This window comes from Metapseudomonas boanensis, assembly GCF_042232855.1.
Lineage (GTDB): Bacteria > Pseudomonadota > Gammaproteobacteria > Pseudomonadales > Pseudomonadaceae > Metapseudomonas > Metapseudomonas boanensis.
Genome location: NZ_CP113889.1, coordinates 2,113,947 through 2,137,674, shown reverse-complemented (window position 1 = coordinate 2,137,674; position 23,728 = coordinate 2,113,947). Strand labels below are relative to the sequence as shown.

The 23,728-nt window shown below is 64.2% G+C and carries 23 protein-coding genes; 11 read left to right on the top strand and 12 right to left on the bottom strand.

Annotated elements, in window-relative coordinates:
* Positions 1-11 precede the first annotated feature (11 nt).
* From OXH74_RS09765 to OXH74_RS09750, 4 genes are read left to right on the top strand one after another with little or no spacing between them, the layout of a single operon-like run.
* On the top strand, positions 12-1,367 hold the full coding sequence (locus OXH74_RS09765; protein WP_375741043.1) for a M16 family metallopeptidase: 1,356 nt from the start codon (positions 12-14) through the stop codon (positions 1,365-1,367).
* On the top strand, positions 1,360-2,844 hold the full coding sequence (locus tag OXH74_RS09760; protein WP_375741042.1) for a M16 family metallopeptidase: 1,485 nt from the start codon (positions 1,360-1,362) through the stop codon (positions 2,842-2,844). The genes OXH74_RS09765 and OXH74_RS09760 overlap by 8 nt, the downstream gene beginning before the upstream one ends.
* On the top strand, positions 2,844-3,443 hold the full coding sequence (rsmD, locus tag OXH74_RS09755; RefSeq protein ID WP_375741041.1) for a 16S rRNA (guanine(966)-N(2))-methyltransferase RsmD: 600 nt from the start codon (positions 2,844-2,846) through the stop codon (positions 3,441-3,443). The genes OXH74_RS09760 and rsmD overlap by 1 nt, the downstream gene beginning before the upstream one ends.
* A gap of 36 nt (positions 3,444-3,479) precedes the next feature.
* Complete coding sequence (locus OXH74_RS09750; protein ID WP_375741040.1) at positions 3,480-4,505, top strand: hydrolase; 1,026 nt, start codon at positions 3,480-3,482, stop codon at positions 4,503-4,505.
* Between the two features lie 159 nt (positions 4,506-4,664).
* Here the strand turns inward: OXH74_RS09750 and OXH74_RS09745 are convergent, their stop codons facing one another.
* Positions 4,665-5,330, bottom strand: a complete 666-nt coding sequence (locus tag OXH74_RS09745) for a TetR/AcrR family transcriptional regulator (protein ID WP_375741039.1) — start codon at positions 5,328-5,330, stop codon at positions 4,665-4,667.
* Between the two features lie 216 nt (positions 5,331-5,546).
* Here OXH74_RS09745 and OXH74_RS09740 point away from each other — a divergent pair, with 216 nt between their 5' ends.
* The 6 genes from OXH74_RS09740 (at position 5,547) to ggt (ending at position 11,844) form a co-directional block, all read left to right on the top strand.
* A complete protein-coding gene (locus OXH74_RS09740) occupies positions 5,547-6,977 on the top strand; it encodes a coniferyl aldehyde dehydrogenase (protein ID WP_375741038.1) in 1,431 nt (476 codons plus the stop codon).
* 28 nt (positions 6,978-7,005) lie between these two features.
* The gene (locus tag OXH74_RS09735) at positions 7,006-7,551 is read left to right on the top strand and encodes a twin-arginine translocation pathway signal protein (RefSeq protein ID WP_375741037.1); all 546 of its coding nucleotides are present in this window, start codon (positions 7,006-7,008) and stop codon (positions 7,549-7,551) included.
* Between the two features lie 34 nt (positions 7,552-7,585).
* Entirely contained in the window at positions 7,586-9,181 is a 1,596-nt protein-coding gene (locus tag OXH74_RS09730) for a GMC family oxidoreductase N-terminal domain-containing protein (protein WP_375741036.1), read from the top strand.
* Between the two features lie 100 nt (positions 9,182-9,281).
* A complete protein-coding gene (coaD, locus tag OXH74_RS09725) occupies positions 9,282-9,761 on the top strand; it encodes a pantetheine-phosphate adenylyltransferase (RefSeq protein WP_215377425.1) in 480 nt (159 codons plus the stop codon).
* Positions 9,762-9,878: 117 nt separating this feature from the next.
* Entirely contained in the window at positions 9,879-10,130 is a 252-nt protein-coding gene (locus OXH74_RS09720) for a YfhL family 4Fe-4S dicluster ferredoxin (RefSeq protein ID WP_215377423.1), read from the top strand.
* Between the two features lie 4 nt (positions 10,131-10,134).
* Complete coding sequence (gene ggt, locus OXH74_RS09715; protein ID WP_375741035.1) at positions 10,135-11,844, top strand: gamma-glutamyltransferase; 1,710 nt, start codon at positions 10,135-10,137, stop codon at positions 11,842-11,844.
* 37 nt (positions 11,845-11,881) lie between these two features.
* On the opposite strand, the gene OXH74_RS09710 is transcribed toward ggt, so the two are convergent.
* From OXH74_RS09710 to OXH74_RS09690, 5 genes are all read right to left on the bottom strand, one after another.
* Positions 11,882-13,666 carry a Na/Pi cotransporter family protein gene (locus OXH74_RS09710; protein ID WP_375741590.1) on the bottom strand — a complete coding sequence of 595 codons (1,785 nt, stop codon included), beginning with the start codon at positions 13,664-13,666 and terminating at the stop codon, positions 11,882-11,884.
* Positions 13,667-13,855: 189 nt separating this feature from the next.
* Positions 13,856-14,194 carry a multidrug transporter gene (locus OXH74_RS09705; RefSeq protein ID WP_375741034.1) on the bottom strand — a complete coding sequence of 113 codons (339 nt, stop codon included), beginning with the start codon at positions 14,192-14,194 and terminating at the stop codon, positions 13,856-13,858.
* 73 nt (positions 14,195-14,267) lie between these two features.
* On the bottom strand, positions 14,268-14,846 hold the full coding sequence (locus OXH74_RS09700) for a lysophospholipid acyltransferase family protein (RefSeq protein ID WP_375741033.1): 579 nt from the start codon (positions 14,844-14,846) through the stop codon (positions 14,268-14,270).
* 65 nt (positions 14,847-14,911) lie between these two features.
* Positions 14,912-15,724 (bottom strand): bifunctional DNA-formamidopyrimidine glycosylase/DNA-(apurinic or apyrimidinic site) lyase, encoded by an 813-nt coding sequence (mutM, locus tag OXH74_RS09695; protein WP_375741032.1) that lies wholly within the window; start codon positions 15,722-15,724, stop codon positions 14,912-14,914.
* A gap of 146 nt (positions 15,725-15,870) precedes the next feature.
* Complete coding sequence (locus OXH74_RS09690) at positions 15,871-16,683, bottom strand: HDOD domain-containing protein (RefSeq protein WP_375741589.1); 813 nt, start codon at positions 16,681-16,683, stop codon at positions 15,871-15,873.
* A gap of 226 nt (positions 16,684-16,909) precedes the next feature.
* Between OXH74_RS09690 and OXH74_RS09685 the strand changes: the two genes are divergently transcribed.
* Positions 16,910-18,106 carry a class I SAM-dependent rRNA methyltransferase gene (locus OXH74_RS09685; protein WP_215377412.1) on the top strand — a complete coding sequence of 399 codons (1,197 nt, stop codon included), beginning with the start codon at positions 16,910-16,912 and terminating at the stop codon, positions 18,104-18,106.
* Positions 18,107-18,288: 182 nt separating this feature from the next.
* Here OXH74_RS09685 and OXH74_RS09680 read toward each other — a convergent pair whose 3' ends face one another.
* From OXH74_RS09680 to OXH74_RS09655, 6 genes are all read right to left on the bottom strand, one after another.
* Positions 18,289-19,068: an amino acid ABC transporter ATP-binding protein gene (locus OXH74_RS09680; RefSeq protein WP_375741031.1), complete on the bottom strand. Its 780-nt coding sequence runs from the start codon at positions 19,066-19,068 to the stop codon at positions 18,289-18,291.
* A gap of 120 nt (positions 19,069-19,188) precedes the next feature.
* Entirely contained in the window at positions 19,189-20,430 is a 1,242-nt protein-coding gene (locus tag OXH74_RS09675; protein WP_375741030.1) for an FAD-dependent oxidoreductase, read from the bottom strand.
* 49 nt (positions 20,431-20,479) lie between these two features.
* Positions 20,480-21,184, bottom strand: coding sequence for an ABC transporter permease (locus OXH74_RS09670; RefSeq protein ID WP_375741029.1), 705 nt, complete (start codon positions 21,182-21,184; stop codon positions 20,480-20,482).
* Positions 21,181-21,900 carry an ABC transporter permease gene (locus OXH74_RS09665; RefSeq protein WP_375741028.1) on the bottom strand — a complete coding sequence of 240 codons (720 nt, stop codon included), beginning with the start codon at positions 21,898-21,900 and terminating at the stop codon, positions 21,181-21,183. Before OXH74_RS09665 ends, OXH74_RS09670 begins: the two co-directional genes overlap by 4 nt.
* A gap of 53 nt (positions 21,901-21,953) precedes the next feature.
* Complete coding sequence (locus tag OXH74_RS09660) at positions 21,954-22,712, bottom strand: ABC transporter substrate-binding protein (RefSeq protein ID WP_375741027.1); 759 nt, start codon at positions 22,710-22,712, stop codon at positions 21,954-21,956.
* A complete protein-coding gene (locus OXH74_RS09655) occupies positions 22,709-23,614 on the bottom strand; it encodes a MurR/RpiR family transcriptional regulator (protein WP_375741026.1) in 906 nt (301 codons plus the stop codon). The genes OXH74_RS09660 and OXH74_RS09655 overlap by 4 nt, the downstream gene beginning before the upstream one ends.
* Positions 23,615-23,728: the final 114 nt, after the last annotated feature.

Here is a 23,728-nt window from a genome sequence, read left to right as displayed (position 1 = left end):
CAAATACATCGATGAAAGCGATCGCCCGCCAAGCCGCCGGCTTGCTGTATTGCGTGCTCAGCCTGCCGCTTGCGGCACTGGCAGCAGACAACCAGCCCACTCACGAGTTCACCCTGGACAATGGCCTGAAGGTCGTTGTGCGCGAAGACCACCGCGCGCCGGTGGTGGTCTCCCAGCTCTGGTACAAGGTCGGCTCCAGCTACGAAACCCCGGGCCAGACCGGTCTTTCCCACGCACTCGAACACATGATGTTCAAGGGCAGCCGCAAGCTCGGACCCGGCGAAGCCTCGCGCATCCTGCGCGAACTAGGCGCCGAGGAAAACGCCTTCACCAGTGACGACTACACCGCCTATTACCAGGTCCTCGCCCGCGATCGCCTGGGGGTGGCCTTCGAGCTGGAGGCGGACCGCCTGGCCAGCCTCAAGTTGCCGCCAGAGGAGTTCAAGCGCGAGATCGAGGTAATCAAGGAAGAGCGTCGCCTGCGCACCGACGACAAGCCGACGGCCAAGGCTTTCGAGCGCTTCAAGGCCATGGCCTATCCGGCCAGCGGCTACCACATCCCCACCATTGGCTGGATGGCCGACCTCAACCGCATGAAGGTGGAGGAGCTGCGCCACTGGTACGAATCCTGGTATGCACCGAATAACGCCACCCTGGTGGTGGTCGGCGACGTGACTCTGGACGAGGTCAAGACCCTGGCCGAGCGCTACTTCGGTTCGATTCCCAAGCGCACTGTCCCGGTAGCCAAGCAGCCGCTGGAACTGGGTGCACCCGGTGAGCGCCGCCTGAACCTGCACGTGCGCACCCAGCTGCCGAGCCTGATGATGGGCTTCAACGTGCCTGGCCTGTCCACCGCCAAGGACCCCCGCCAGGTCCACGCCTTGCGCCTGATCGCCACCCTGCTCGACGGCGGCTACAGCGCACGCCTGCCGAGCCGTCTGGAGCGGGGCGAAGAGCTGGTCAGCGGCGCTTCCGCCTGGTTCGACGCCTTCCCCCGCGGCGACAGCCTGTTCGTCATCAGCGCTACGCCGAACGTGCAGAAGGGCAAAACCCTCGCGCAGACCGAAGCTGGCATCTGGCGCCAGCTGGAAGATTTGCAGAAAACGCCGCCAAGCGTCGAAGAGCTCAAGCGGGTTCGTGCCCAGGCGATTGCGGGCCTGGTCTACGAGCGTGACTCCATCACCAGCCAGGCCACCACTATCGGCCAGCTGGAAACGGTCGGCTTGTCCTGGAAGCTGATGGACCAGGACCTCAAAGCCCTGGAGGCCGTAACCCCGGCCGACATCCAGGCCGCCGCCAAGACCTTCTTTACCCGCGACCGCCTAAGCGTCGCCCACATCCTGCCCGAGGAAGCCCCCAATGAGTGAGCGCAACGGCCTGCGTTACGGCCTGCTCGGCATCGCCCTGATCGCCCTGCTCGGCGTGCTGGGATTCATCGCCAGCCGCCCGGCCCCAGCCACCACTGAAAGTGCTGCCCAGACCCAGGTCGAGGGTTTGAAGTCCCTCGCTGAACTCGACGGCAAGGCGCCCGGTCGCCGCGCCCTGGAGATCCAGAGCTGGCAGACGCCAGAGGGTGCCAAGGTGCTGTTCGTAGCCGCCCCCGAGCTGCCCATGTTCGATCTGCGCCTGACCTTCGCCGCTGGCAGCAGCCAGGATGCCGGTGTACCCGGCCTGGCCATGCTGACCAATGCCATGCTCAACGAAGGCGTCGCCGGCAAGGACGTCACTGCTATCGCCGAGGGGTTCGAAGGCCTGGGCGCCGAATTCGGCAACGGTGCCTACCGCGACATGGCCGTCGCCAGCCTCCGCAGCCTGACCGCTGGCGAGCAGCGCCAGCCGGCGCTCGACCTGTTCACCCAGGTTGTGGGTGCTCCCACCTTCCCGGAAGACGCGCTTGCACGGATCAAGAATCAGGTTCTGGCCGGTTTTGAGTACCAGAAGCAGAACCCCGGCAAGCTCGCTGGTCTGGAACTGTTCGATAAGCTCTACGGCCAACACCCTTATGCTCACCCCAGCGATGGTAACGAGCAGTCCATCCCCGGCATTACCCCCGCTCAGCTGAAGGCTTTCCACCAGAAGGCCTACACGGCCGGTAACGTGGTGATCGCCCTGGTCGGAGATCTCTCCCGCGCAGATGCCGAGGCCATTGCCAACCAGGTCTCCCAGGCTCTGCCCAAAGGCCCGGCACTGCCCAAAGTGGCACAACCAGATGCGCCCAAGGCCGGCCTGACCCATATCGAGTTCCCCTCCAAGCAGACCCACCTGATGCTCGCCCAGCTCGGCGTCGATCGGAACGACCCGGACTACGCAGCCCTCTACCTGGGCAACCAGATCCTCGGCGGCGGCGGCTTCGGCACCCGCCTGATGGAGGAAGTGCGCGAGAAGCGCGGTCTCACCTACGGCGTCAGCTCGGGTTTCACCGCCATGCAGGTGCGCGGCCCCTTCATGATCGGCCTGCAGACCCGCGCCGAACTGAGCCAGGGCACGCTCAAGCTGGTGCAGGACATTGTCCGCCAGTACCTGGCCGAGGGGCCAACCCAGAAGGAGCTGGACGATGCCAAGCGTGAGGTGGCCGGCAGCTTCCCGCTATCCACCGCGAGCAATGCCGACATCGTCGGGCAGCTCGGCGCCATCGGTTTCTACAACCTGCCGCTGACCTACCTGGAAGACTTCATGCGGCAAGTCCAGGCGCTCGATGTCGCCGAGGTCAAGGCGGCGATGGCCAAGCACCTCAGCGCGGATGACTTCGTCATCGTCACCGCCGGCCCGACCGTCGCCCAGAAGGAGCTCCCGCCTCCCACCGACAAACCCGCCGCGCTGCCCAGCGGCGTACCGGAGCACTGATGCGCAAGCCAACCGCCAGACCTGCCAAACCCTCTCACGGCGGCCAGGGCCAGCTGCGCATCATCGGCGGCGAATGGCGCTCGCGCCGTTTCGCGTTCCCCGATGGTCCGGGCCTGCGCCCAACCCCGGATCGAGTGCGCGAAACCCTGTTCAACTGGCTGGCGCCCTATATCGAGGGTGCCCGTGTGCTGGACCCCTTCGCCGGCAGCGGCGCCCTGTACCTGGAAGCGCTCTCGCGCGGTGCCGCAGAAGCACTGGCGCTGGACCTCAACCCCGACTCGGTCGCCGCTCTGCGCAGCACCCTCGACGTGCTGCGCTGCGAGCGCGGGCAACTGCTGCAGAGCGATGCCCTGCGCTACCTCGACACCCAGTCGCCCACGACTTACGACCTGGTTTTCCTCGACCCGCCTTTCCATAAAGGCCTGCTGTCGCCTGTCTGCGACCTGTTGGAAAGTCGGGGCTGGCTGGCCCCCCAATCCTGGGTCTATACCGAAAGCGAGACCCCGCCTTCGACACTCGGCCTACCGGGCAATTGGCGCCTGCACCGCGAGAAGAAAACTGGCCAGGTGTACTACGCCCTCTGGCAACGCCAGACCTGAGTGCGGGCAGACCAACCTGACAGTTGGGTACGTCCGATGACCTCATTCCAATTCAACCCAGATGCCAGCCGGGCAGCATTCCTGCCCGCCTGGTGGCTGCCTGGGCCGCACCTGCAGACACTCTGGTCGCCGTTCTGCCGCACCCCGCCGCAGCTTGAGCGGCAGCGCGAGCGACTGTGGCTGGAGGATGGCGACTTCCTTGACCTCGACTGGTATGGCCCCCATGAAGCCAGCACCCCGCTGGTGCTGGTGTTGCATGGGCTCACCGGCTCTTCCAGTTCGTTGTATGTTCTCGGTCTCCAGCAGAAGTTGGCCGCCCAAGGCTGGGCCAGCATCGCAATCAACTGGCGCGGCTGCTCGGGCGAACCCAACCTGCTACCTCGCAGCTACCACTCCGGGGCCAGCGAGGATCTCGCAGCCACGGTCGCGCACCTGCGTGCCAGTCGCCCACTGGCGCCGCTCTATGCCGTTGGTTTCTCGCTGGGGGGCAACGTGCTGCTCAAGTATCTCGGCGAAACAGCTGACGATTGCCCATTGCAAGCTGCCGTGGCGGTCTCGGTGCCCTATCGCCTCGATCAGTGTGCCGACCGCATCGGCCTGGGGTTCTCGCGGGTCTACCAGGCGCACTTCATGCGCGAGATGGTGGCCTACGTGAAGAGCAAGCAGCGCCACTTCGCCTACCACGGACAATCGGACCATCTTTCTACCCTGGAACAACTCGGCCCCCTCGACGGGCTGCGCACTTTCTGGGACTTCGACGGCCGCATCACCGCCCCCCTGCATGGCTTCGCCGATGCTCAGGACTACTACCGCCGGGCCTCCAGCCGCTACTACCTTGGCGGCATCCGCATCCCCACCCTGTTGATCCAGGCCGCCGACGACCCCTTCGTCTTCCGCCACAGTCTGCCGGAGGCCCATGAGCTGTCCGCCAGCACCCAGATGGAGCTGCACCCAAATGGCGGGCACGTGGGGTTCATCGAGGGAACGCCGAAGACTCCGGCCTACTACCTGGAACGGCGGATCCCCACCTGGCTGAGAGGCCAATCGAAGCTACGAGGCTGATTGCAACCAAGGGCTGCTATATGCCGGGTTTCGCCCTGTGAAAAACCACCTGCGATTTCCTGGCAGGGTTGGAGGTACCGCTCCAGCGATGGTGGGGTTGGTCACAACGCTATAGCCATCGCAGCGATGTCACGGCCCGCACAGCCAAGGTTGGTTGGATCAATCCGGGATTACCAGCTCCAACGGCACGTACAGCCTCTCGTACAGCGCCCGCACCGCCGGCTGCACCTCGGGCGCGAGATAACCGCCCTCCAGCGCCAGCACCTGGTAGATACCTCGGCGCAGCATGTCCTCGCTGAGATCGGCCGACTCAGTGCGAGTCGTGCAGAGAAAGCGTACCCAGGAAGTGACGATGATCCAGCTATTGAGGGTCAGGGCTTCGACCTGAGCGTCGTTCATCAGCAGGATTCCGGCATGCACGAAACCCCGGTAAATGAGCTGGGCATGGTCCAGGCAGCGTTGAGCGAAGAGCCGGTAGCGCGCGGCCAGCTCGGGATCGGACTCCAGCAAATGCTCCAGGTCGCGATGCAGGAATCGGTACTGCCACATGGCCGCGAGCAAGGCCTCCAGATAGAAGGTCTTGTCCTCCACCGTCACCTCCCGGCCTTCTGGCAGGCGCAGGAAGTCGTCGACCTGGGCCTCATAAAGGGCAAACAGCTCGGCGATGATCTCCTGCTTGTTGCGGAAGTGGTAATAGAGATTGCCCGGCGACATGCCCAGATGCGCGGCAATATGGTTGGTGGTCACGTTGCGCTCGCCCTGGACGTTGAACAGCGTCAGGCTCTCCTGGACGATACGGTCGCGGGTCTTGGGTCGTGGGGCCATCTGGCAATTCATCCTGCAATCGGTGGGGCATGGCGAGCGCCAAAGGTACACCGCGTGGCTGCAAGGAAACACCCGGTGTTCCCTCACAAGCACCTGCCCAGCTTTTCGTTGGGCTGCGGCCAGACACTACGGCAGGCCTGCCATTTGACAGGCTAGAGTAATTGCTCTAAAAATCCAGCGACACCAAAATATCAAGGCCCGCATAGGAGCCGAAGCATGGTCGCCGACATCGCCTACCTGCAACAAAGCCAGCAGCAGATCAGCTCGCTGGAGAGCCTTTTCCAGCACCAGCGCGAGGCTTTCCGCGCCAACCCCATGCCCAGTGCCGAGCAGCGCATCCAGTGGCTGAAGTCGCTCCGAGCACTGCTGCTCAGCCAGCAGGAAGCGCTGATCGCGGCGATCTCCGAAGATTTCAGCAACCGTTCGGCGGATGAAACCCGAATCGCCGAGATCATGCCGAGCCTGCACGGTATCCAATACGCGACCCAACGCATCCGCCGATGGATGAAGCCGTCGCGGCGCGGTGTCGGCATGGCGTTCCAGCCTGCCTCCGCCAAGGTTGTGTATCAGCCGCTGGGCGTCGTCGGCGTGATCGTGCCGTGGAACTACCCTCTGTACCTTGCCATTGGCCCGCTGGTGGGGGCGCTGGCAGCGGGCAACCGGGTGATGATCAAGATGAGTGAATCCACCCCGGCCACCTCGCAGCTGCTCAAGGACCTGCTGGCGCAGATCTTTCCCGAAGACCTGGTAGCGGTTGTCCTGGGCGAGGCGGACGTGGGCGTGGCCTTCTCCCGGCAGCCCTTCGACCACCTGCTGTTCACCGGCGCCACCAGCATCGGCAAGCACGTGATGCGCGCGGCGGCGGAAAATCTGACGCCGGTGACCCTGGAACTGGGCGGCAAATCGCCGGCCATCGTTTCCCACGACGTGCCACTGGCCCATGCCGCCGAGCGTATCGCCTTCGGCAAAACCCTGAACGCAGGGCAAACCTGCGTGGCGCCGGACTATGTGCTGGTACCCAAGGCGCGCGCCCAGGAATTCGTCGAAGCCTATCGCCTGGCGGTCCAGGCCTTCTTCCCGAAGCTGGCCGACAATCCTGACTACACCGCCATCATCAACGAACGCCAACTGGGCCGCCTCAAGGGCTATCTAGCCGATGCGGAGGCCAAGGGCGCACACCTGGTCCCGCTGTTCCCCGAAGCGCAGGGCCGCCGGCTGCCGCACACCCTGGTGCTTAACGCCACGGATGACATGAAACTGATGCAGGAAGAGATCTTCGGCCCGCTGCTGCCGGTGGTGACCTACTCGAACATCGACGATGCCTTCGCCTACATCAACGACCGTCCGCGGCCGCTGGCGCTTTACTACTTCGGCTACGACAAGCGCGAACAGCAACGCGTACTGAACGAGACCCACTCTGGCGGCGTGTGCCTGAACGACACCCTGCTGCACGTAGCCCAGGACGACATGCCCTTCGGCGGAGTCGGCCCCTCCGGCATGGGCCACTATCACGGCCATGAAGGCTTCCTCACCTTCAGCAAGGCCAAGGGCGTGTTCATCAAACAGCGCTTCAATGCCGCGAAGATGATCTACCCACCCTACGGCAAGGCCATCCAGAAGCTGGTCTACAAACTCTTCGTCCGCTGAGGCGGGCCCTCGCAGGCACATAAGAAAAATGCGCGAAACCACCTTCGAATCAACGGGCCTGTCCCGACGGAGCCTGCTCAAGGTCGGCCTGTTCGGCTCTGCCTTCCTCACCACGGTAGGCGTCACGGCCAGCCTCACCGGCTGCTCGGCGAGCATGCCAGCAATCGGCTTTGCAGTGCTCAGAGACTCTGACCTGCCATTCCTGCGCGCGCTGATACCGGTGATGCTGGAAGGCACTGTGGCGCCTGCGCAGATGCCCCAGGCCCTCGAAGGTACCCTGCAGAGTCTGGATTATTCGCTGCACCGGCTCTCGCCGGAGATGCTCAAGCTCACCGTGCAACTCTTCGATGTTATGGCGCTACCACTGACCCGCGGGCCGCTGACCGGGGTCTGGGGCAGTTGGGAGAAGGCCAGCGCTGAGGATGTCCGCCAGTTTCTCGACCGCTGGCAAAACAGCTCCATCGGTTTGTTGCAAATGGGCCACGTCTCGCTGCTGCAGCTGGTGATGATGGCCTGGTATGGCCGCCCGGAATCCTGGGCCCATTGCGGCTATCCCGGCCCGCCGGCTGTTTGAGCCCTGCCCAAAACAATAAGACCTGAGACCCGACATGCCCGTACCCGATCTGTTCACCGAAGGCCTGGCCCGCGGCTGGAAAACCCACAATGGCTCGCGCCTGGAGCAGGACCTGATCCTGGAGGCCGACGTCGCCATCGTCGGCAGCGGTGCGGGCGGCGGCACCACCGCGGAAATCCTCAGTGCAGCCGGTTTCAAGGTGCTGCTGATCGAAGAGGGCCCACTCAAGACCAGTACCGACTTCAAGATGCAGGAAGCCGAGGCGTACCCGGCCCTGTACCAGGAAGGCATCGGCCGCATGACCAAGGACGGCGCGATCACCGTACTGCAGGGCCGTGCCGTCGGTGGCACCACCCTGGTCAACTGGACCTCCAGCTTTCGCACCCCGGAGCCGACCCTGGAGCACTGGGCCAAGGAGCACGGAGTCAAAGGGCTGGGCGTGGCCCACATGGCCCCCTGGTTCGAAAAGATGGAACAGCGACTGGGCGTCGCCCCCTGGTCGCTACCGCCGAACGCCAACAATGACGTGATCCGTGCTGGCTGCGAGAAGCTCGGCTACCACTGGAAAGTCATCCCGCGAAACGTGCGCGGCTGCTGGAATCTCGGTTACTGCGGGGTGGGCTGCCCGACCAACGCCAAACAATCGATGCTGGTCACCACCATTCCCGCCACTCTCGAGAAGGGCGGAGAGCTGCTCTACCTGGCCCGCGCCGAGCGGCTGCTGATCGACGGTGATCAGGTCTCCGGTATCGAATGCCTGGCCCTGGACGACCGTTGCGTCGCCCCGACCGGTCGCAGGATCACCGTCAAGGCACGCCACTATGTACTGGCTGGTGGCGGCATCAACACACCCGGCTTGCTCCTACGCTCGGATGCGCCCAACCCGCATGGCCGCACCGGCAAGCGCACCTTCCTGCATGTGGTGAACTTCTCCGCCGCGCAGTTCGACCGGTTGATCAACCCGTTCTACGGCGCGCCGCAATCGATCTACTCCGACCATTTCCAGTGGGACGACGGCACCACCGGGCGCATGTCCTACAAGCTGGAGGTGCCGCCGCTGCAGCCCTCCCTCACTGCCACCTTGCTCGGCCGCTTCGGCGTCGACAATGCCCTGCGCATGGAGCAGCTACCCCACACCAACGTGATGCTGGCGCTGATGCGTGATGGCTTCCACCCGGATAGCGCCGAAGGCACGGTGGAACTGCGTGGCGACGGCAGCCCCGTGCTCGACTACCGGATGACCGACTACACCTGGGACGGCATCCGCCGGGCCTTCCATGTGATGGCGGAAATCCAGTTCGCCGCCGGGGCCCGTGCGGTGCTGCCGCTGCACAGTGACGCCGACTACGTGAAGACCCTTGCCGACGCCCGCAGCTTGATCGACAGCCTGCCCCTGAGGCTGTACCGCACTCGCCTGGGCAGCGCCCACGTAATGGGCGGTTGCGCCATGGGTGAAGACCCCAGACTAGCCGTCACCGACAGCCTGGGCCGCCATCACCAGCTGGCCAACCTGTCGGTCCATGATGGCTCGCTATTTCCAACCAGTATCGGCGCCAACCCGCAGCTGTCCGTCTATGGACTAACCGCCAAGCTCGCCAGCGCCCTTGCCGAGAGGCTCGGCAAAGCCTGATAGCACCTGCCACATGTCCCCGTGTGCGGCCTAATCTTGGCCGCGGGGGCCTGCTGCGCTAACATCCGAGTCCCTTACGGACCCCTGCCAGGACGTCGCGATGAACCGAGTGTTGTACCCGGGCACCTTCGACCCTATCACCAAGGGCCATGGCGACCTGATCGAGCGCGCATCGCGCCTGTTCGATACCGTGATCATCGCGGTAGCCGCCAGCCCCAAGAAGAATCCGCTGTTCAGCCTGGAACAGCGTGTGGAACTGGCCCGCGAGGTCACCAAGCACTTGCCGAACGTCGAGGTGGTGGGCTTTTCCAGCCTGCTGGCGCATTTCGTCAAGGAGCAGAACGCGAATGTCTTCCTGCGCGGTCTACGCGCGGTGTCCGACTTCGAGTACGAGTTCCAGCTGGCCAACATGAACCGCCAACTGGCGCCGGATGTGGAGAGCATGTTCCTCACGCCGTCGGAAAAGTATTCCTACATCTCCTCCACCCTGGTGCGTGAGATAGCGGCCCTGGGCGGTGATATCAGCAAGTTCGTCCACCCTGCCGTGGCGCAAGCCCTGGCCGAACGCTTCAAGCGCTGACGGACCGTCTGCCTTGGTCGGCGCGCGCAACAGATGCGCCGATCACGGCAATCCGGCACAATTCCGCTAATTTCTGTTCATGGCCGCCGCTGCCTTGCGACGGCAGGAGTTGTCCCGATGTCCCTGAAAATCACCGACGACTGCATCAACTGCGACGTCTGCGAACCCGAGTGCCCTAACGGCGCGATCTCCCAAGGCGAGGAGATCTACGTGATCGATCCCAACCTGTGCACGGAGTGCGTCGGCCATTACGACGAGCCGCAATGCCAGCAGGTTTGCCCGGTGGATTGCATCCCACTGGACGAAACCCATGTCGAAAGCAAGGACGAGCTGATGGAAAAGTACCTGAAGCTCACCGGAAAGGCCTGAGCCCATGGGCCGCCCGGAACGCGGCTTGAACTGGCGTAGCGCGCTGCTCGTTACGCTCCTTCTCCTCGCGGGCGCGCTCCAGGCTGCCGAGCCGGGCCGCGCTGCGGTCGCCACGCCCAATCCCGCCGCCACAGTGGCCGGCATGGAAACTCTGAACCAGGGCGGCAACGCCTTCGACGCTGCGGTCGCCATCAGCGCGGCGCTGGCCGTAGCCGAGCCCTATGGGTCAGGCCTGGGCGGTGGCGGCTTCTTCCTCCTGCGCCAGGCCGGTGCCAAACCCGTCTATCGCTTTCTCGATGCGCGCGAACGTGCACCGCGCGCCGCCCATGCCAAGCTCTACAAGCGTAATGGCAGGATCCAGACCGGCCTCTCCCTCGACGGGCCACTGGCAGCAGCGATCCCCGGCCTGCCCGCCGCGCTGGTGGACCTGGCCGGACACTACGGGCGCCTGCCCCTCAATGACAGCCTGACCCCGGCCATCCGCCTGGCGCGTGATGGCATCTCCGTCGATCGCATCTACCGTGAACGCGCCAGTTGGCGTCTCGCAGCCCTGCGCGATGACCCGGAAAGCGCTCGCCTGTTCCTCGACCACCGCGGCGAGATCCCGGAAGAATTCAGCCTGCTGCGCCAACCGGACCTGGCCGACACCCTTGAGCATATCGCCCGCTATGGCAAGGCCGGTTTCTATGCCGGACACACCGCCGAGAAGATGGTGCAAAGTGTGCGCGCCGCCGGCGGAATCTGGACCCTGACCGACCTCGCCGACTACCGGACGGTAGAGCGACAGCCGATTCGTTTCAGCCTTGCCGAAGGCCGCGAACTGATCAGCGCACCGCCACCCTCGGCAGGCGGCATTGCCTTGGCGCAGAGCCTGGCAATGCTGCAACAACTGCCCTGGCAGAAAGCCGACCGCATTCAGCGCACCCATTACGTTGTTGAAGTGCTGCGCCGCGCCTACCGCGACCGGGGCTTGCTTGGCGACCCGGACTTTGTCCGCATCCCCACGACCAAGCTGCTCGACGCCGGATACCTGGAAGGCCTGGCAGAGGGCATCGACGCCCGCCGCGCCACCCCGAGCAGCAGCCTGCCGCCCTCCCCGCCCTGGAGCGAGGGCGATCACACCACCCACTTCACGGTGATCGACAAGGACGGCAACGCCGTGGCCGCCACCTTATCGATCAACCTGCCCTTCGGCGCGGCTTTCACGGTGCCCGAAACCGGCGTGCTGCTGAATGACGAGATGGACGACTTCGCCGCAGACCCAGGCGGTGCCAATGCCTACGGGCTGGCCGGCAGCCAGGCCAATGCGATCGCCGCCGGAAAGCGCCCGCTTTCGAGCATGAGCCCCACGTTCATCGAGAGCGAGCAGGAATTCGCCGCGTTCGGCACCCCCGGCGGCAGCCGAATTCCCAGCATGGTGCTGCTATCGGTCCTGGAATACCTGAGTGGCCAGCCGGTAGCCCGCTGGCCAGCCGTGGCGCGCTATCACCACCAGTACCTGCCCGACCAGATCGAGCATGAGCCCGGCGCCTTCAGCGCCAGCGAAAGCGCCGAACTGCGAGCCCGCGGCTACAGCCTCAAGCCGCTGGAACGCAACTATGGCAACCAGCAGGTGTTGTTCTGGAACAAGGCCAAGCGCACCCTTGAGGCCGCCAGCGACCCGCGCGGCCTGGGCCTTTCCGAGGTGCTCATGACGCCCATAACGGCGGAGTAATCTCACGTCCGCAGGGGGGTCGTCGCGCGCCCCTCCCCTACAAGACGATCAACGACTCCTCATCCTGGTCGACCCTGCGCAGCTCGCGGAACAGTTCCTGCCCCTCGCTCAGCATCAGCACATTGCGCAGGCTCTGGAAAATACGACTGGCATAGCCGAGGTCGTTCATCAATGAGCTGGTCTGGAAGCCATCCAGTTCCTGGCGACGCACCGCGGCGAACAGCCGGGTACGGAACCCGCCATCGAAGTGCGCGGCCTTCTCGTCCAGGGCGCTGAGACGTGACTGCCACAGCTCCTCAGGCAGCTCAGTGCGCGCCAGTTCTCGCAGTTCGTGGAGCAACGCCAGCAAGTTGCGACGCAGATCCACGTAGGCATCGCGGGCAGCTGAAGGCTCCGCGTCCAGATAGCGCCCAAGATTCTTCTGCAGGTGCTTGGCATCCTTTACCGCATCCACCAACTGCAGGGCTGCGACCTGGCAGCCGATCCAGAACTGCTGGTGGGCCTCATCCATCGGCAGGTCGAGACGCCCCATGAAGCTCAGCAGGTCGCCGTAGACGCCCTTGATGTGGCGTTGATAGAGGGATTCGGCATCCAGGTGATGGCGCTCGGGCCTTGCCTGAAGCAGGTGCTCGTCTGGATGAGCATGCGTCAACTGGTCCACGGGCAGGTACAAGGCGTGGCAGATCACCTCCACGCTCAGCCGGCTAAGGTGCTGCAGCTCGCGGACCACTGCGCTGGCCGCGGCGTCCACCGAATCCAGCGCCCGCTCGTTCAGGTAACGCGCGCGCGTGCGTTCGGGCTCTTCTGTGCCCACGGCCAACTCGGTGATCAGCACCCGGGGCTCTTCGCGCTCTGGCAGCCAGCGCACCAGCCAAAGCGCGAGGCGCTCCTGCAGGGGCCAGAAGAGCACCACGCCCATGGCATTGATCAGACTGTGGAACATGGCCAGTTGGATCAGTTCGTTGCCGGCCAGTCGCGTCAGTGCAGCCAGGTAGCCAACCAGCCAGGCCAGCGGTGAAAGGAGAGCAAAGGCCAGGCTGCAGGTCACCACGTTGAACAACACATGAGCCAGGGCCAGGCGCTGGCCGCTGCGGTTGCCACCGAGCGAACCGACGAAGGCCGTGGTGACGCTGCTGCCGATGTTCGAACCGATGGCAATGGCCAGGGCCTGGCCTAGTTCCAACTGGCCGCCGGCCAGCGCTGCAAGGGTCAGCATCAGGGCTGCATGGCTGGATTGCAGCACCACGGTCACCAGCAGGCCGACCAGCGCGAACAACAGGTTACCGAGCAGCCCATCCGCCTGGTACGCGGTCATGTCCAAGCCTTCGCCGAAGCTGGAGAAGCCATCCTTGATCTGGTCGATACCGAGGAAGATGAAGGCTATTCCCAGCACGATGCGCCCGGCGGCCTTGCTTTTCTCACCCACGAAGCCACCCATTACGCCGAACACCAGCAGAGGCAATGCCAAGGGACTGAGACTGAGATTCTGCCCAGCCAGGGCCAGCAGCCAGATGCCACTGGTGGCACCGAGGTTGGCACCGAAGAGGATGGCGATGCCCCCGGCAAGCTGGATCAGCCCAGTGCTGATGAAGGCAATGGTCAGCAGCGATACCAGCGTGCTGGACTGCAGCAACAGCGTCCCGCAGATGCCAAACATCAGGCCCTTGAACGGCGTGGCCGTGCTGCGGGCAAGCAACTGCTCGAGCTTGCTGCCTGCCAGTTGCCGCAGCCCCTCCTCCAGGCACTGCATGCCGAACAGGAACAGCGCCAGTCCGGCGCAGAGCTGCAGCCAGCCGGAACTGAACCAGAAGCTGCTGGCCATGGCGACAGAGGCCAGCACCAGCAAGATGATGCGCGGATAGTCCTTCACCGATGAAATATCCCTCACGAAACCGAGCCCTTGCTATTACTCCACGCAAGGCCGGTACGGCAAGGAGGATGACGCACCGAAACGCCGACGGCCCCCGCCCCGATGGGGCCAGGGGCCGTCGTCATGGACCCGCGTCTGGAGTCAGTCTGCCCTGTAGCCGCTGACCGCGCAGCCCAGGCAACGGACGAAAGTTTCCTTGGCCGGCACCACCACCAGTTCCTGTGCAGCCTCACCCACATTCCCACCCAGTGCGGAGAACGGCAGGCTGATGATGAAAAAGCCGGTGCCGATGACGGTCGCAGCGAGCAGCATGGGTCGGGCGATCAGGATGTCGCCGACCATGCGGTAACCCGCGGGTGCGTTGGCGGTATACATCGGGTCGCCGCTGACGTTTTCCTGCACCACTTCCGCATGAGCCGGCAGCGCCAGCAGGCCAGTGGTCAGCGCCAGGACAGCAGCGGAAGTGCGAAACAGGTTCATGCGGGCGATCCTTCAGCAATTGGGAATGGACAGAACTATATCAGCGCCGGGATGACGAACAGCGTGAAGGCCGTCAATCACCATGAAAAGCGTAGCCGGGTTTCTTCGGCACGTAGGGGCGATAGAACGCCAGAAGCTGCCGCAAGTCCTCCTGTTCGTCGCCGCTGGGCCAGAACGGCTCGCCGATCACCACCCGCCGGTTGGCGTAGTCCAGCGCTGCTGGGACTATAGGCACGCCGGCACCGCGGGCGATGTGGTAGAACCCCATCTTCCAGCGCTCCACGCGCTTGCGGGTGCCTTCCGGAGAAATCACCAGCATGAACTGCGGGTGCTGCCTGAATCCATCGATGGCCTGTTCCACCATGTTCAGCTTGAGGTGACGCCGGATCGGCACGCCGCCCCAACGCTGCAGCAGATGGGCGAAGGGCCAGCGGAAAATGGTGTGCTTGCCGAACCAGCGCGCATTCAGGCGCAGGACGAACTTCACGGCGAGGAAAATCACAAAATCCCAGTTGGAGGTGTGGTGGGCGCCGATCACCACGAATTTGTCGAGGGCCGGCAGCCGTCCCTCGATCCGCCAGCCCATGAGCCTTAGCACGCCATGGCCAACCGCTTCGGCGAAGCGATTGCGCGGCAAGTAGTTCCCATTCATTTCAGATCTGCTTGCTTGTTGTTATTGGATATCGCAGGCCTCCAGAGTGGAGGCCTGGTCAGGATTCAGCGCTGGCAGCGAGGGCAATAGACGCTGGCACGCTGGCCCAAACGCACTTCGCGCAGGGTCGAACCGCACTGCTTGCAGAACTCGCCACCACGGCCGTAGACGAACAGCTCCTGCTGGAAGTACCCAGGTTTGCCGTCACCGCCGACGAAGTCGCGCAGGGTGGTGCCACCACATTCGATGGCTTGGGCGAGGATGCGCTTGATCTCGTCGGCGAGCTTCAGATAACGCGCACGGGAAATCGAACCAGCCTCGCGGCGCGGGTCGATGCCTGCAGCGAACAATGCCTCGCTAGCGTAGATGTTGCCTACCCCGACCACTACGGCGTTATCCATGATGAACGGCTTGACCGCCATGCTGCGCCCACGCGACAGCTGATACAGACGCTCACCGTCGAACAGGCCAGTCAAAGGTTCCGGCCCCAGATGGCGGAGCAGCTCGTGATTGAGCGGATCGTCGCTCCAGAGCAGCGCGCCGAAGCGGCGCGGATCGGTGTAGCGCAACGCCAGGCCCGACTCCAGTTCGATATCCACATGCTCGTGCTTGGCCGCCGGCAGCCCGGTCTCCACCAGCCTGAGGCTCCCGGACATGCCCAGGTGGCTGATCAGGGTGCCCACCTCGGCTTCCAGCAGAAGGTACTTGGCACGCCGTTCGACATGCAGGATGAGCTGGCCGGAGAGGCGCACATCCAGGTCCTCGGGAATCGGCCAACGCAGGCGACGCTCGCGGATGATCACGCGGCTGACGCGCTGCCCCTCCAGGAAGGGCGCGATACCGCGGCGGGTCGTCTCGACTTCGGGCAATTCAGGCATCAGGAATCTCGGGGTTCAGTAGAGGTATACGTGGATGACCTTGTAGGAGCGAGCTGGCTCGCGAACCACTTCGCGCCGAGTTCTTGCTCGCGAAGAGGCTCGGCGTCCCCCCGCTCCTACATCAGCTGCAGCGGGGCCGGTCCAGTTCAGCTCACACCCAATTCGCGGATACTTTCCTTGAGGTTCTCAAAGTCGTACTCGGAAAGGCCGACGTAGTCCAGCATCAGGGCGCTGATGCTCTTCCATTCGTAATCTTCGGCCTGATTGCCCAGCACCAGGTGCGACGCGCAGACATGCTCCGCCATCTTCAGGATCGCCAGCAGCGTCTTCAACTGTGCCTCACGGCCCGTGTCGTCGTTGAAGATCGACAGCGCATTGTGATGGTTGGCGATGGCCTCGCAAAGGTGCTCGGGCAGACGCCAGGAGCGCGCGGTGAAATAGCCCACCACCGCGTGATTGGTGTTCAGCAGACGATTTTCGGTGTCGACCACGCGGCGCTCAGGGCCGGCGCATGCGTAGGCCTCTTCCAGCACCATCATGTAGTCGGGGAAGCGCTTGAGCATCAGCGGGATGCCACAGTTGTGGAATAGGCCCAATGCGTAGGCCTCGTCCGGCGACTGGTAGCCGATACGCTTGGCCAGGGTCAGGCTGGTCATGGCCACGTCCTGTGCAGTGTCCCAGAAGCGGTTCAGGGTGACGATGGTTTCGTCGCTCATCTCGCCCTTGATCGACTGCGCGTTGATCAGGTTGACCACGGTGTTGCAGCCGAGCAGGTTGACCGCCTGCTGGATCGAGGCGATACGGTTGGTCAGGCCGAAGAACGGCGAGTTGACGATCTTCAGCAACGCGCCAGACAGGCCCGGGTCCTGGCCGATCAAACGAGCAATGGTCTTCAGGTCGGGATGGGGCATGACCTGCTCCATCTGCAAGTCGACCATGATCTGCGGTTGCGGCGGCACGCTGATGCCTTGCAGGACCTGACGAATCTGTTCTGCGGAAAGTTCTTGAGCCATTGGGATGTGCGAAAGGATGACCGAGGCCACAGTCTAACTGGTTGCCTGCGGCCATGGCGCGGGTAACCACGGAATTTTCCAGCCCCGAACGCCACCGCCAAGGCCGCCGGGCGGGCTCCGATGCAGGGGCCTGCTGGGGTATAATCCCGGCCTTTTTTCCGGAGAGCGACACATGTCCCTGCCCAGTCTGCGCCTCAAAGCCAATGCCGATCGACGCCTGCGCGCCGGCCACCTGTGGGTCTACAGCAACGAAGTCGACGTGGTCGCCACACCGCTGAACGCCTTCGCTCCAGGTGACCAGGCCGTGCTTGAAGCCGCTGGCGGCAAGCCGCTGGGCATCGTCGCGATCAGCCCGAACAACTTGATCTGCGCCCGCCTGATGTCCCGCGACGTCAAGCACACGCTCGACAAGTCGCTGCTGGTGCATCGCATCAACGTCGCCCTCAGCCTGCGCGAGCGCCTGTTCGACAAGCCCTTCTACCGCCTGGTCTACGGCGACTCCGACCTGCTACCGGGCCTGGTGGTGGACCGCTTCGGTGACATCCTCGTGGTGCAACTCGCTTCCGCCGCCATGGAGCGCAACAAGGACGCCGTCCTCGAAGCCCTGGTGCAGGTCCTCACGCCGCGCGGCGTGCTCTGGAAGAACGACTCCAGCGCCCGCGATGCCGAGGGTCTGGAGCGCTACGTCGATACCGCCTTCGGCGTGGTGCCGGAGTGGGTCGCGCTGGAAGAAAACGGCGTGAAGTTCGAAGCCCCGGTGCTGGAAGGCCAGAAGACCGGCTGGTTCTACGACCACCGCATGAACCGTGCACGCCTGGCGCCCTACGTGAAGGGCAAGCGCGTACTCGACCTGTTCAGCTACATCGGCGGCTGGGGCGTGCAAGCCGCAGCCTTCGGTGCAACCGAGGTGATGTGTGTGGATGCCTCAGGCTTCGCCCTTGATGGCGTCGAGCGCAACGCTGCGCTGAACGGCCTGTCCGAGCAGGTCGCGTGCGTCGAAGGCGACGTGTTCGAAGCCCTCAAGGAGCTGAAAGCAGCTGAAGAACGTTTCGACGTGGTCATCGCCGACCCGCCCGCGTTCATCAAGCGCAAGAAGGACCTGAAGAACGGGGAAGCCGCCTACCGCCGCCTGAACGAGCAAGCCATGCGCCTGCTGAACAAGGATGGCATCCTGGTCAGCGCCTCCTGCTCGATGCACCTGCCGGAAGACGACCTGCAGAATATCCTGCTCTCCAGCGCCCGCCACCTGGACCGCAACATGCAACTGCTGGAACGCGGCGGCCAGGGCCCCGACCACCCAGTGCACCCGGCCATTGCCGAGACCCGCTACATCAAGAGCCTGACCTGCCGCCTGCTACCAAACAGCTGACGGCCAAGCGCTCGTAGGTTGTGTTGAGCGAAGCGAAGCCCAACGATCCCGGCTAGATCCAGCGTTGGGCTTCGCAGGCTCAGACCAGCATGACCCGCACCAACCCACGGTAGGCCTTTGGCCTGCTTGGCGATTGAGTTCGTTCCTACGGAGTTTGACTCGATTGCGCGCGTATCCACCGATCAATGCAGGATCTGCGCAAGGAAGGCCCTGGCCCGCTCGCTTTTGGGCGCATTGAAGAAGGATTCCGGCGGGCTGTCTTCGACGATGCTGCCGCCTTCCAGAAATAACACCCGCTCGGCCACCTGCCGGGCAAAGCCCATCTCGTGGGTCACGCAGAGCATGGTCATGCCGCTGCCGGCCAGCTTCACCATCACATCCAGCACCTCGCCGACCATTTCCGGGTCCAGCGCGGAGGTGGGCTCGTCGAACAGCATGATCTTCGGCTCCATGCACAGCGCCCGGGCAATCGCAACGCGTTGCTGCTGACCGCCGGAAAGCTGGCTGGGGTACTTGTGCGCCTGGCTTTCGATGCCGACCTTACGCAGGAATTCGCGGGCTCTCTCCTCGGCTTGGGCGCGGGACAGGCCGCGAACGGACATGGGTGCAAGAATGCAGTTGTCCAGCACGCTCATGTGCGGGAACAGGTTGAAGTGCTGGAACACCATGCCGACGTCACGCAACACCGCGCCACTGCGCGACGACTCATCCATCAGGTCGCAGCCGTTGACGACGATGCGGCCGCCACTGGCACTTTCCAGGCGGTTGATACAGCGGATCAAGGTGGACTTGCCGGAGCCGGACGGCCCGCACAGCACAATGCGTTCCCCCTGTCGCACGACCAGGTCGATGCCCTTGAGCACCTGGAAGTCGCCATAGCTCTTCTGCAGCCCCTCGATCACGACGGCAGCTGGCTTCGACACGCTGGCCAGATGGGGTTGCGGGGTACTGGCGGTTTTCATGCTCGATAACATTTTCTTGTCCTCTTTGTCAGGTATCGGCAGTTGTAGGCCGGCCAGGCGCCGGCACTGAAGCCACCGCGCAAAGCGCGGTGGCGGAGCGTTCCGATCAGGATCGAGCTCCTAGGCGAAGCGTTGCGCGCCAAAGGGCGCCGGATTGGTGAAGGTCTTGGCGCCGGTGATCATCTCCGCCAGCAAGCGACCGCTGACCGGCCCCAGGGTCAGGCCGTGATGGGCGTGGCCGAAGTTGAACCACAAGCCAGGGTGGTCGGGCGCCGGGCCGATCACCGGGCGCATGTCCGGCAGGCAGGGGCGGCGGCCCAGCCAAGGCTCGGCATCCAAGCGCTCGCCAAGCGGGAACAGTTCGCGGGCCAGGCGTTCGGCACGGCCCAGTTGGATTTCATTGACCGGTGCGTCCGGGGCGGCGAATTCGATGCCGGTAGTCAGGCGAATGCCGCGAGCCATGGGCGCCAGCACGTAGCCGCCAAGGCTGTCGCAGACCGAATGCTCCAGCACGGCACCTGGCTGGGCCGCGTAATGCATGTGGTAACCACGCTTGATTGCCAGCGGAATCCGATAGCCCAGCTCGCGGAACACCGTGGCCGACTGCGGCCCCAGCGCGACGACTGCCTCTCGCCCCTGGATTTCGTACCCTTCGGCCGTCACGCACCAGCCACCGGCCTGCTGACGCAGGGTCGCGGCATCGCCCTTGAGCAGACGCCCGCCACGCCGCACGAAGAGATCGGCATAGCCACGCACCAGGGCACCTGGATCGATGACAGTCTTGGGGTCATGCCAGTGAATGCCGCCGGCCACGACATTCCCCAGATGCGGCTCGCGCTTGTGCAACTCCGCGGCGCCGAGCACTTCGTAACGCAAGCCGAAGCGATCCAGCGCCCGCGCCTCGTCGCCGGCCTGGGCCAGGGCCTGGGGGCTGCGGTAGACATCCATCCAGCCGCGCGCGCGGATCAGGTGACCGAGCCCGGCCTCTTCAACCAAGTGGTCATGCTCGTCGACGCAACGTTCCACCAGCGGCAGCATGGCCTGCGCGGCCTGCTCCAACAGGCGTGCCGAGGAATGGTGCCAATAGGAAGCCAGCCAGGGGGCGATCCTGGGCAGGTAGGACGGGCTGTAGCGCACGTCCGGCTGGCGGTTCAGGCCATAGCGCAGCAGCGCCGCGAAGCTGCGCGGAAAGGCATAGGGCATCACACTGGAACGCTCGATCAGGCCGGCGTTGCCGTGGCTGGTACCCGAACCGGGCTCGGCGCGGTCGACCAGGCAGACGTCGCGACCGCGCGCCTGCAGGTGGAGGGCAGTGGAAACGCCGACGATGCCGGCGCCGAGGACGATGATGTCGCAGTCCATGGAAAGTCCTTCGGTGAGCTCTCTTGGTGGAGCTGAGATTGGAAAGTGCCTAGTTCAGGTGCCGCCCCAGGCGCGCTTCGGCGAACACCAGGGCACGTCGCAGCAGCTCGACGACCGCCAGGTAAAGCACCGCCGCCCAGAGGTAGATCTGGAAGTCGAATGTGCGCGAGAAACCGGCCTTGGCCACGCCCATCAGGTCGTGGATGGTGACCAGCGAGGCGATGGCGCTGGCCTTGATCATCAGGATCAGCTCGTTGCCCAGCGGCCCGATGGCGACCAGCATCGATTGCGGCAACACCACCTTGAAGAAGGTCGTGGAGCGACTGAGCCCAAGCGCCGAGGCTGCCTCATACTGGCCGGGGACGATGGCCAGTAGGCTGCCGCGGAAGATCTCTGCCTGGTAGGCGGCGGTGTTCAGGGTGAAGGCCAGCAGCGCGCAGTACCAGGCGTCGCGGAAGAACCACCAGAGGCCCACGTCCTGCCAGAACTCGCGGAACGAGCCCACGCCGTAATAGAGCAGGAACAATTGCGCCAGCAACGGCGAGCCACGGAACAGGTAGATATAACCGCTGCTGAATCCGCGCAGCACACGGTTGCCGGAGGTGCGCGCCAGCGCCAGCAACAAGCCCAGGACCATCCCCAGGCTGAAGGAGATCGCCACCAGCTTGGCGGTCACCAACAGGCCGTCGAAGAGACGTAGGCCGTAGCGCTCAAACAGTTCAGGGTCGACGAAGAAATGCAGGAATTCGCTCATGCACGCTGGCTCCTGTGACCGAGGCTATAGCGCTTCTCGGCATAGCTGAAGACCCTCCCGGACAGCGAGGAGAAGAACAGGTAGATCAAGCAGGCGCAGATGTAGAAGAGCATCGGTTCCTTGGTGGCGCTGACCGCCAGGTTGGTCTGGCGCATCACATCCACCAGGGAGATGGTGGAAACCAGCGAAGTGTCCTTGAGCAGGCTCAGCCAGTTATTCGACAGGCCTGGCAGGGCAACCCGCAGCAACTGCGGCAGAATCACCTTGAAGAAGGTGGCGCGCCGCGACAACCCGAGGACCTTGGCCGCCTCGTACTGGCCCTTGCCGACCACCTTGAAGGCGGCCAGCCAGACTTGGCTGGAGAAGGCAGCGAACACCAGGCTGAAAGCGATCATCGCAGCGAAGAAGGCGTTGATGGTCACCTCGGTCTGGTGGCCGAAGTGCGCCAGCAGCTTCTGCGCGCCAATCTGGCAGCCGTAATAGACGATCAGGAGCGTGAGCAGCTCCGGTAGCCCACGGAACACCGTGGCGAATGCCGAAGCGAAACTGCGGACGAAGCGCCGCTGCGAGCGCGCCCCGAGGGCGACACCCAGCCCCAGCGACAAACCGAGGGGCAGGCAGGCGAGCGCCAGTGAAATCGTGACCAGGGCGCCGGCCAGCAGGGCCATGCCCCAGCCGCCCTCGCCGAGGGAGAGAAGAGCCAACTGCTCGAACATGGTTCAGGCCTCGCATCGAGGTGCCCGGCCGGAGCCGGGCACGCAGCGGACGATCAATAAATGTCGAAGGGGAAGTAGCGGCTGGCGATCTGCTTGTAGGTGCCGTCGGCGATGATCTCGGCCAGGGCTTTGTTCAGGCGCTCGCGCAGGACGTTGTCGTCCTGACGTACGGCGATGGCCACGTCGTCGTCGGTCTCCTGGATGTCACCGAGCAGCTTGCAGCAATCCTTGCCATCCTGCGCCAGCCAGTCGAGCAGCGGGAATTTGTCGTGCACCAGCGCGTCCAGGCGGCCGTTGTTCAGGTCGGCATTGGCCTCGTCCTGCGAGGGGTACAGCTTGACCTCCGCGCCCGCCGCGCCGAACACGTCCTCGGCGTACATGCCCTGGGTTGTGGACGACTGGGCGCCGACCACCAGGCCCTTGAAGCTTTCGGGGCGAGTGTCCTGCACGGTCGCACCCTTGGCCACGGCGACCGCCAGCTTGGTGCGGTAGTAACGGTCGGTGAAGGCCACCTTCTTCTGGCGCTCCTCGGTTATCACCATCGAGGCGACCACGGCGTCGTATTTCTTCGCCAGCAAAGCGGGAATGATGCCGTCCCAGTCCTGGGCGACCAGCTCGCACTCGACCTTCATCTTCGCGCACAGGGCGTTGGCGATGTCGACGTCGAAGCCGTGCAGCTGGTTATTCGAATCCACGTAGTTGAAGGGCGGGTAGGCGCCTTCTGTCGCGATGCGTACGGTTTCGGCCTGCGCCGTCGCCACTGCGCCACAAAGTGCCAAGGTGGCCATTGCCAAACGGGTGAGTCGTTTCATCTGTGCTCCCTCTTTTTTGGGTTTGTTCTATCTGCAAGAGCGGGTGAGGAGGTGTAGCCAACAAACTCGTTGTGCAGGGCAGCGACGGACTCCAATCGCTGCTCGACATCAGGGCCGAGGCACTTGAAGACGTCGTTGAGCAGCAGGTTGACCAGCGACAGCATCGGCCCTGTGGATTCCCAGAACAGGTTCAGATCGGTCGGCACACGGAACACTTCATCCGCGTACTGCTCCGCCCAATCGCAGTAGTCGTCCGTGACCAGGGTCACCGGAATGCCCGCCTCGCGCGCACGGCGGCAGAGGATCAGGGCGTGCTGGGAGTAGCGCCGGGCCTCGAAGACCACCAGCGCCGCTTGCCCAGGCGCACTCAGCAGCACGTCGCCGTAGTAACCGGACGAACCATCGACCAGGTACACGCCATCGCGCAGGTATTGCAGCAGGTGGACGAACGACACGGAGATGCCGCGCTCAGTCTGGAAACCAGCGGCGTACACGCGCGGCACTGTCGCCAGGCGCTCGCACACGGCACGCCACTGTGGCGTGCGGGTGTGTTCATAGACACGCATCAGTGCCGCCATCTCGCGCTCCAGGCTGGTGGAAAGTGCCTCATCCCCCGCCACTGCCTGCTGACGGAACTCCTTCAGCCGGTCGCCGATCAGCCAGGGGCTATCGCCCAGGTCGCCCTTGAGGTCCGCCTTCATGGCCTTGAAATGGGCATAACCGAGGGCACGGCAAAAGCGCCCGACCGTCGACTCGCTGAGGCCAAGCTTCTCGGCGATCGCCGCGGAGGTTTCGAACGGCAACTCCTGCAGGTTGGCCAGCATGTAGTTGGCAATCGCCCGTGACGAGGCCGTCCTGGCGGACTGGCTGTCTTCGAGGCGTTGCTTGAGGGATCGATTCATGGGGACCTCCGGTTGCGGAGAAAAATGATTGTTTTCTGTCACCAAGTCAACATTTGACAGATAACTTGCAAACTCTATGATGCGGGACCACCGCCACCTAACGAGTACAAGACG

What these genes read in the sequence shown, in the direction of transcription:
- OXH74_RS09680 (WP_375741031.1), bottom strand. Translation starts at nt 19,068, where the DNA reads ATGAAAACCGCCAGTACCCCGCAACCCCATCTGGCCAGCGTGTCGAAG.
- OXH74_RS09730 (WP_375741036.1), top strand. Translation starts at nt 7,586, where the DNA reads ATGCCCGTACCCGATCTGTTCACCGAAGGCCTGGCCCGCGGCTGGAAA.
- OXH74_RS09700 (WP_375741033.1), bottom strand. Translation starts at nt 14,846, where the DNA reads ATGAATGGGAACTACTTGCCGCGCAATCGCTTCGCCGAAGCGGTTGGC.
- coaD (WP_215377425.1), top strand. Translation starts at nt 9,282, where the DNA reads ATGAACCGAGTGTTGTACCCGGGCACCTTCGACCCTATCACCAAGGGC.
- OXH74_RS09665 (WP_375741028.1), bottom strand. Translation starts at nt 21,900, where the DNA reads ATGTTCGAGCAGTTGGCTCTTCTCTCCCTCGGCGAGGGCGGCTGGGGC.
- OXH74_RS09655 (WP_375741026.1), bottom strand. Translation starts at nt 23,614, where the DNA reads ATGAATCGATCCCTCAAGCAACGCCTCGAAGACAGCCAGTCCGCCAGG.
- mutM (WP_375741032.1), bottom strand. Translation starts at nt 15,724, where the DNA reads ATGCCTGAATTGCCCGAAGTCGAGACGACCCGCCGCGGTATCGCGCCC.
- OXH74_RS09750 (WP_375741040.1), top strand. Translation starts at nt 3,480, where the DNA reads ATGACCTCATTCCAATTCAACCCAGATGCCAGCCGGGCAGCATTCCTG.
- rsmD (WP_375741041.1), top strand. Translation starts at nt 2,844, where the DNA reads ATGCGCAAGCCAACCGCCAGACCTGCCAAACCCTCTCACGGCGGCCAG.
- OXH74_RS09720 (WP_215377423.1), top strand. Translation starts at nt 9,879, where the DNA reads ATGTCCCTGAAAATCACCGACGACTGCATCAACTGCGACGTCTGCGAA.
- OXH74_RS09660 (WP_375741027.1), bottom strand. Translation starts at nt 22,712, where the DNA reads ATGAAACGACTCACCCGTTTGGCAATGGCCACCTTGGCACTTTGTGGC.
- OXH74_RS09670 (WP_375741029.1), bottom strand. Translation starts at nt 21,184, where the DNA reads ATGAGCGAATTCCTGCATTTCTTCGTCGACCCTGAACTGTTTGAGCGC.
- ggt (WP_375741035.1), top strand. Translation starts at nt 10,135, where the DNA reads ATGGGCCGCCCGGAACGCGGCTTGAACTGGCGTAGCGCGCTGCTCGTT.
- OXH74_RS09685 (WP_215377412.1), top strand. Translation starts at nt 16,910, where the DNA reads ATGTCCCTGCCCAGTCTGCGCCTCAAAGCCAATGCCGATCGACGCCTG.
- OXH74_RS09740 (WP_375741038.1), top strand. Translation starts at nt 5,547, where the DNA reads ATGGTCGCCGACATCGCCTACCTGCAACAAAGCCAGCAGCAGATCAGC.
- OXH74_RS09675 (WP_375741030.1), bottom strand. Translation starts at nt 20,430, where the DNA reads ATGGACTGCGACATCATCGTCCTCGGCGCCGGCATCGTCGGCGTTTCC.
- OXH74_RS09735 (WP_375741037.1), top strand. Translation starts at nt 7,006, where the DNA reads ATGCGCGAAACCACCTTCGAATCAACGGGCCTGTCCCGACGGAGCCTG.
- OXH74_RS09710 (WP_375741590.1), bottom strand. Translation starts at nt 13,666, where the DNA reads ATGGCCAGCAGCTTCTGGTTCAGTTCCGGCTGGCTGCAGCTCTGCGCC.
- OXH74_RS09765 (WP_375741043.1), top strand. Translation starts at nt 12, where the DNA reads ATGAAAGCGATCGCCCGCCAAGCCGCCGGCTTGCTGTATTGCGTGCTC.
- OXH74_RS09760 (WP_375741042.1), top strand. Translation starts at nt 1,360, where the DNA reads ATGAGTGAGCGCAACGGCCTGCGTTACGGCCTGCTCGGCATCGCCCTG.
- OXH74_RS09705 (WP_375741034.1), bottom strand. Translation starts at nt 14,194, where the DNA reads ATGAACCTGTTTCGCACTTCCGCTGCTGTCCTGGCGCTGACCACTGGC.
- OXH74_RS09745 (WP_375741039.1), bottom strand. Translation starts at nt 5,330, where the DNA reads ATGGCCCCACGACCCAAGACCCGCGACCGTATCGTCCAGGAGAGCCTG.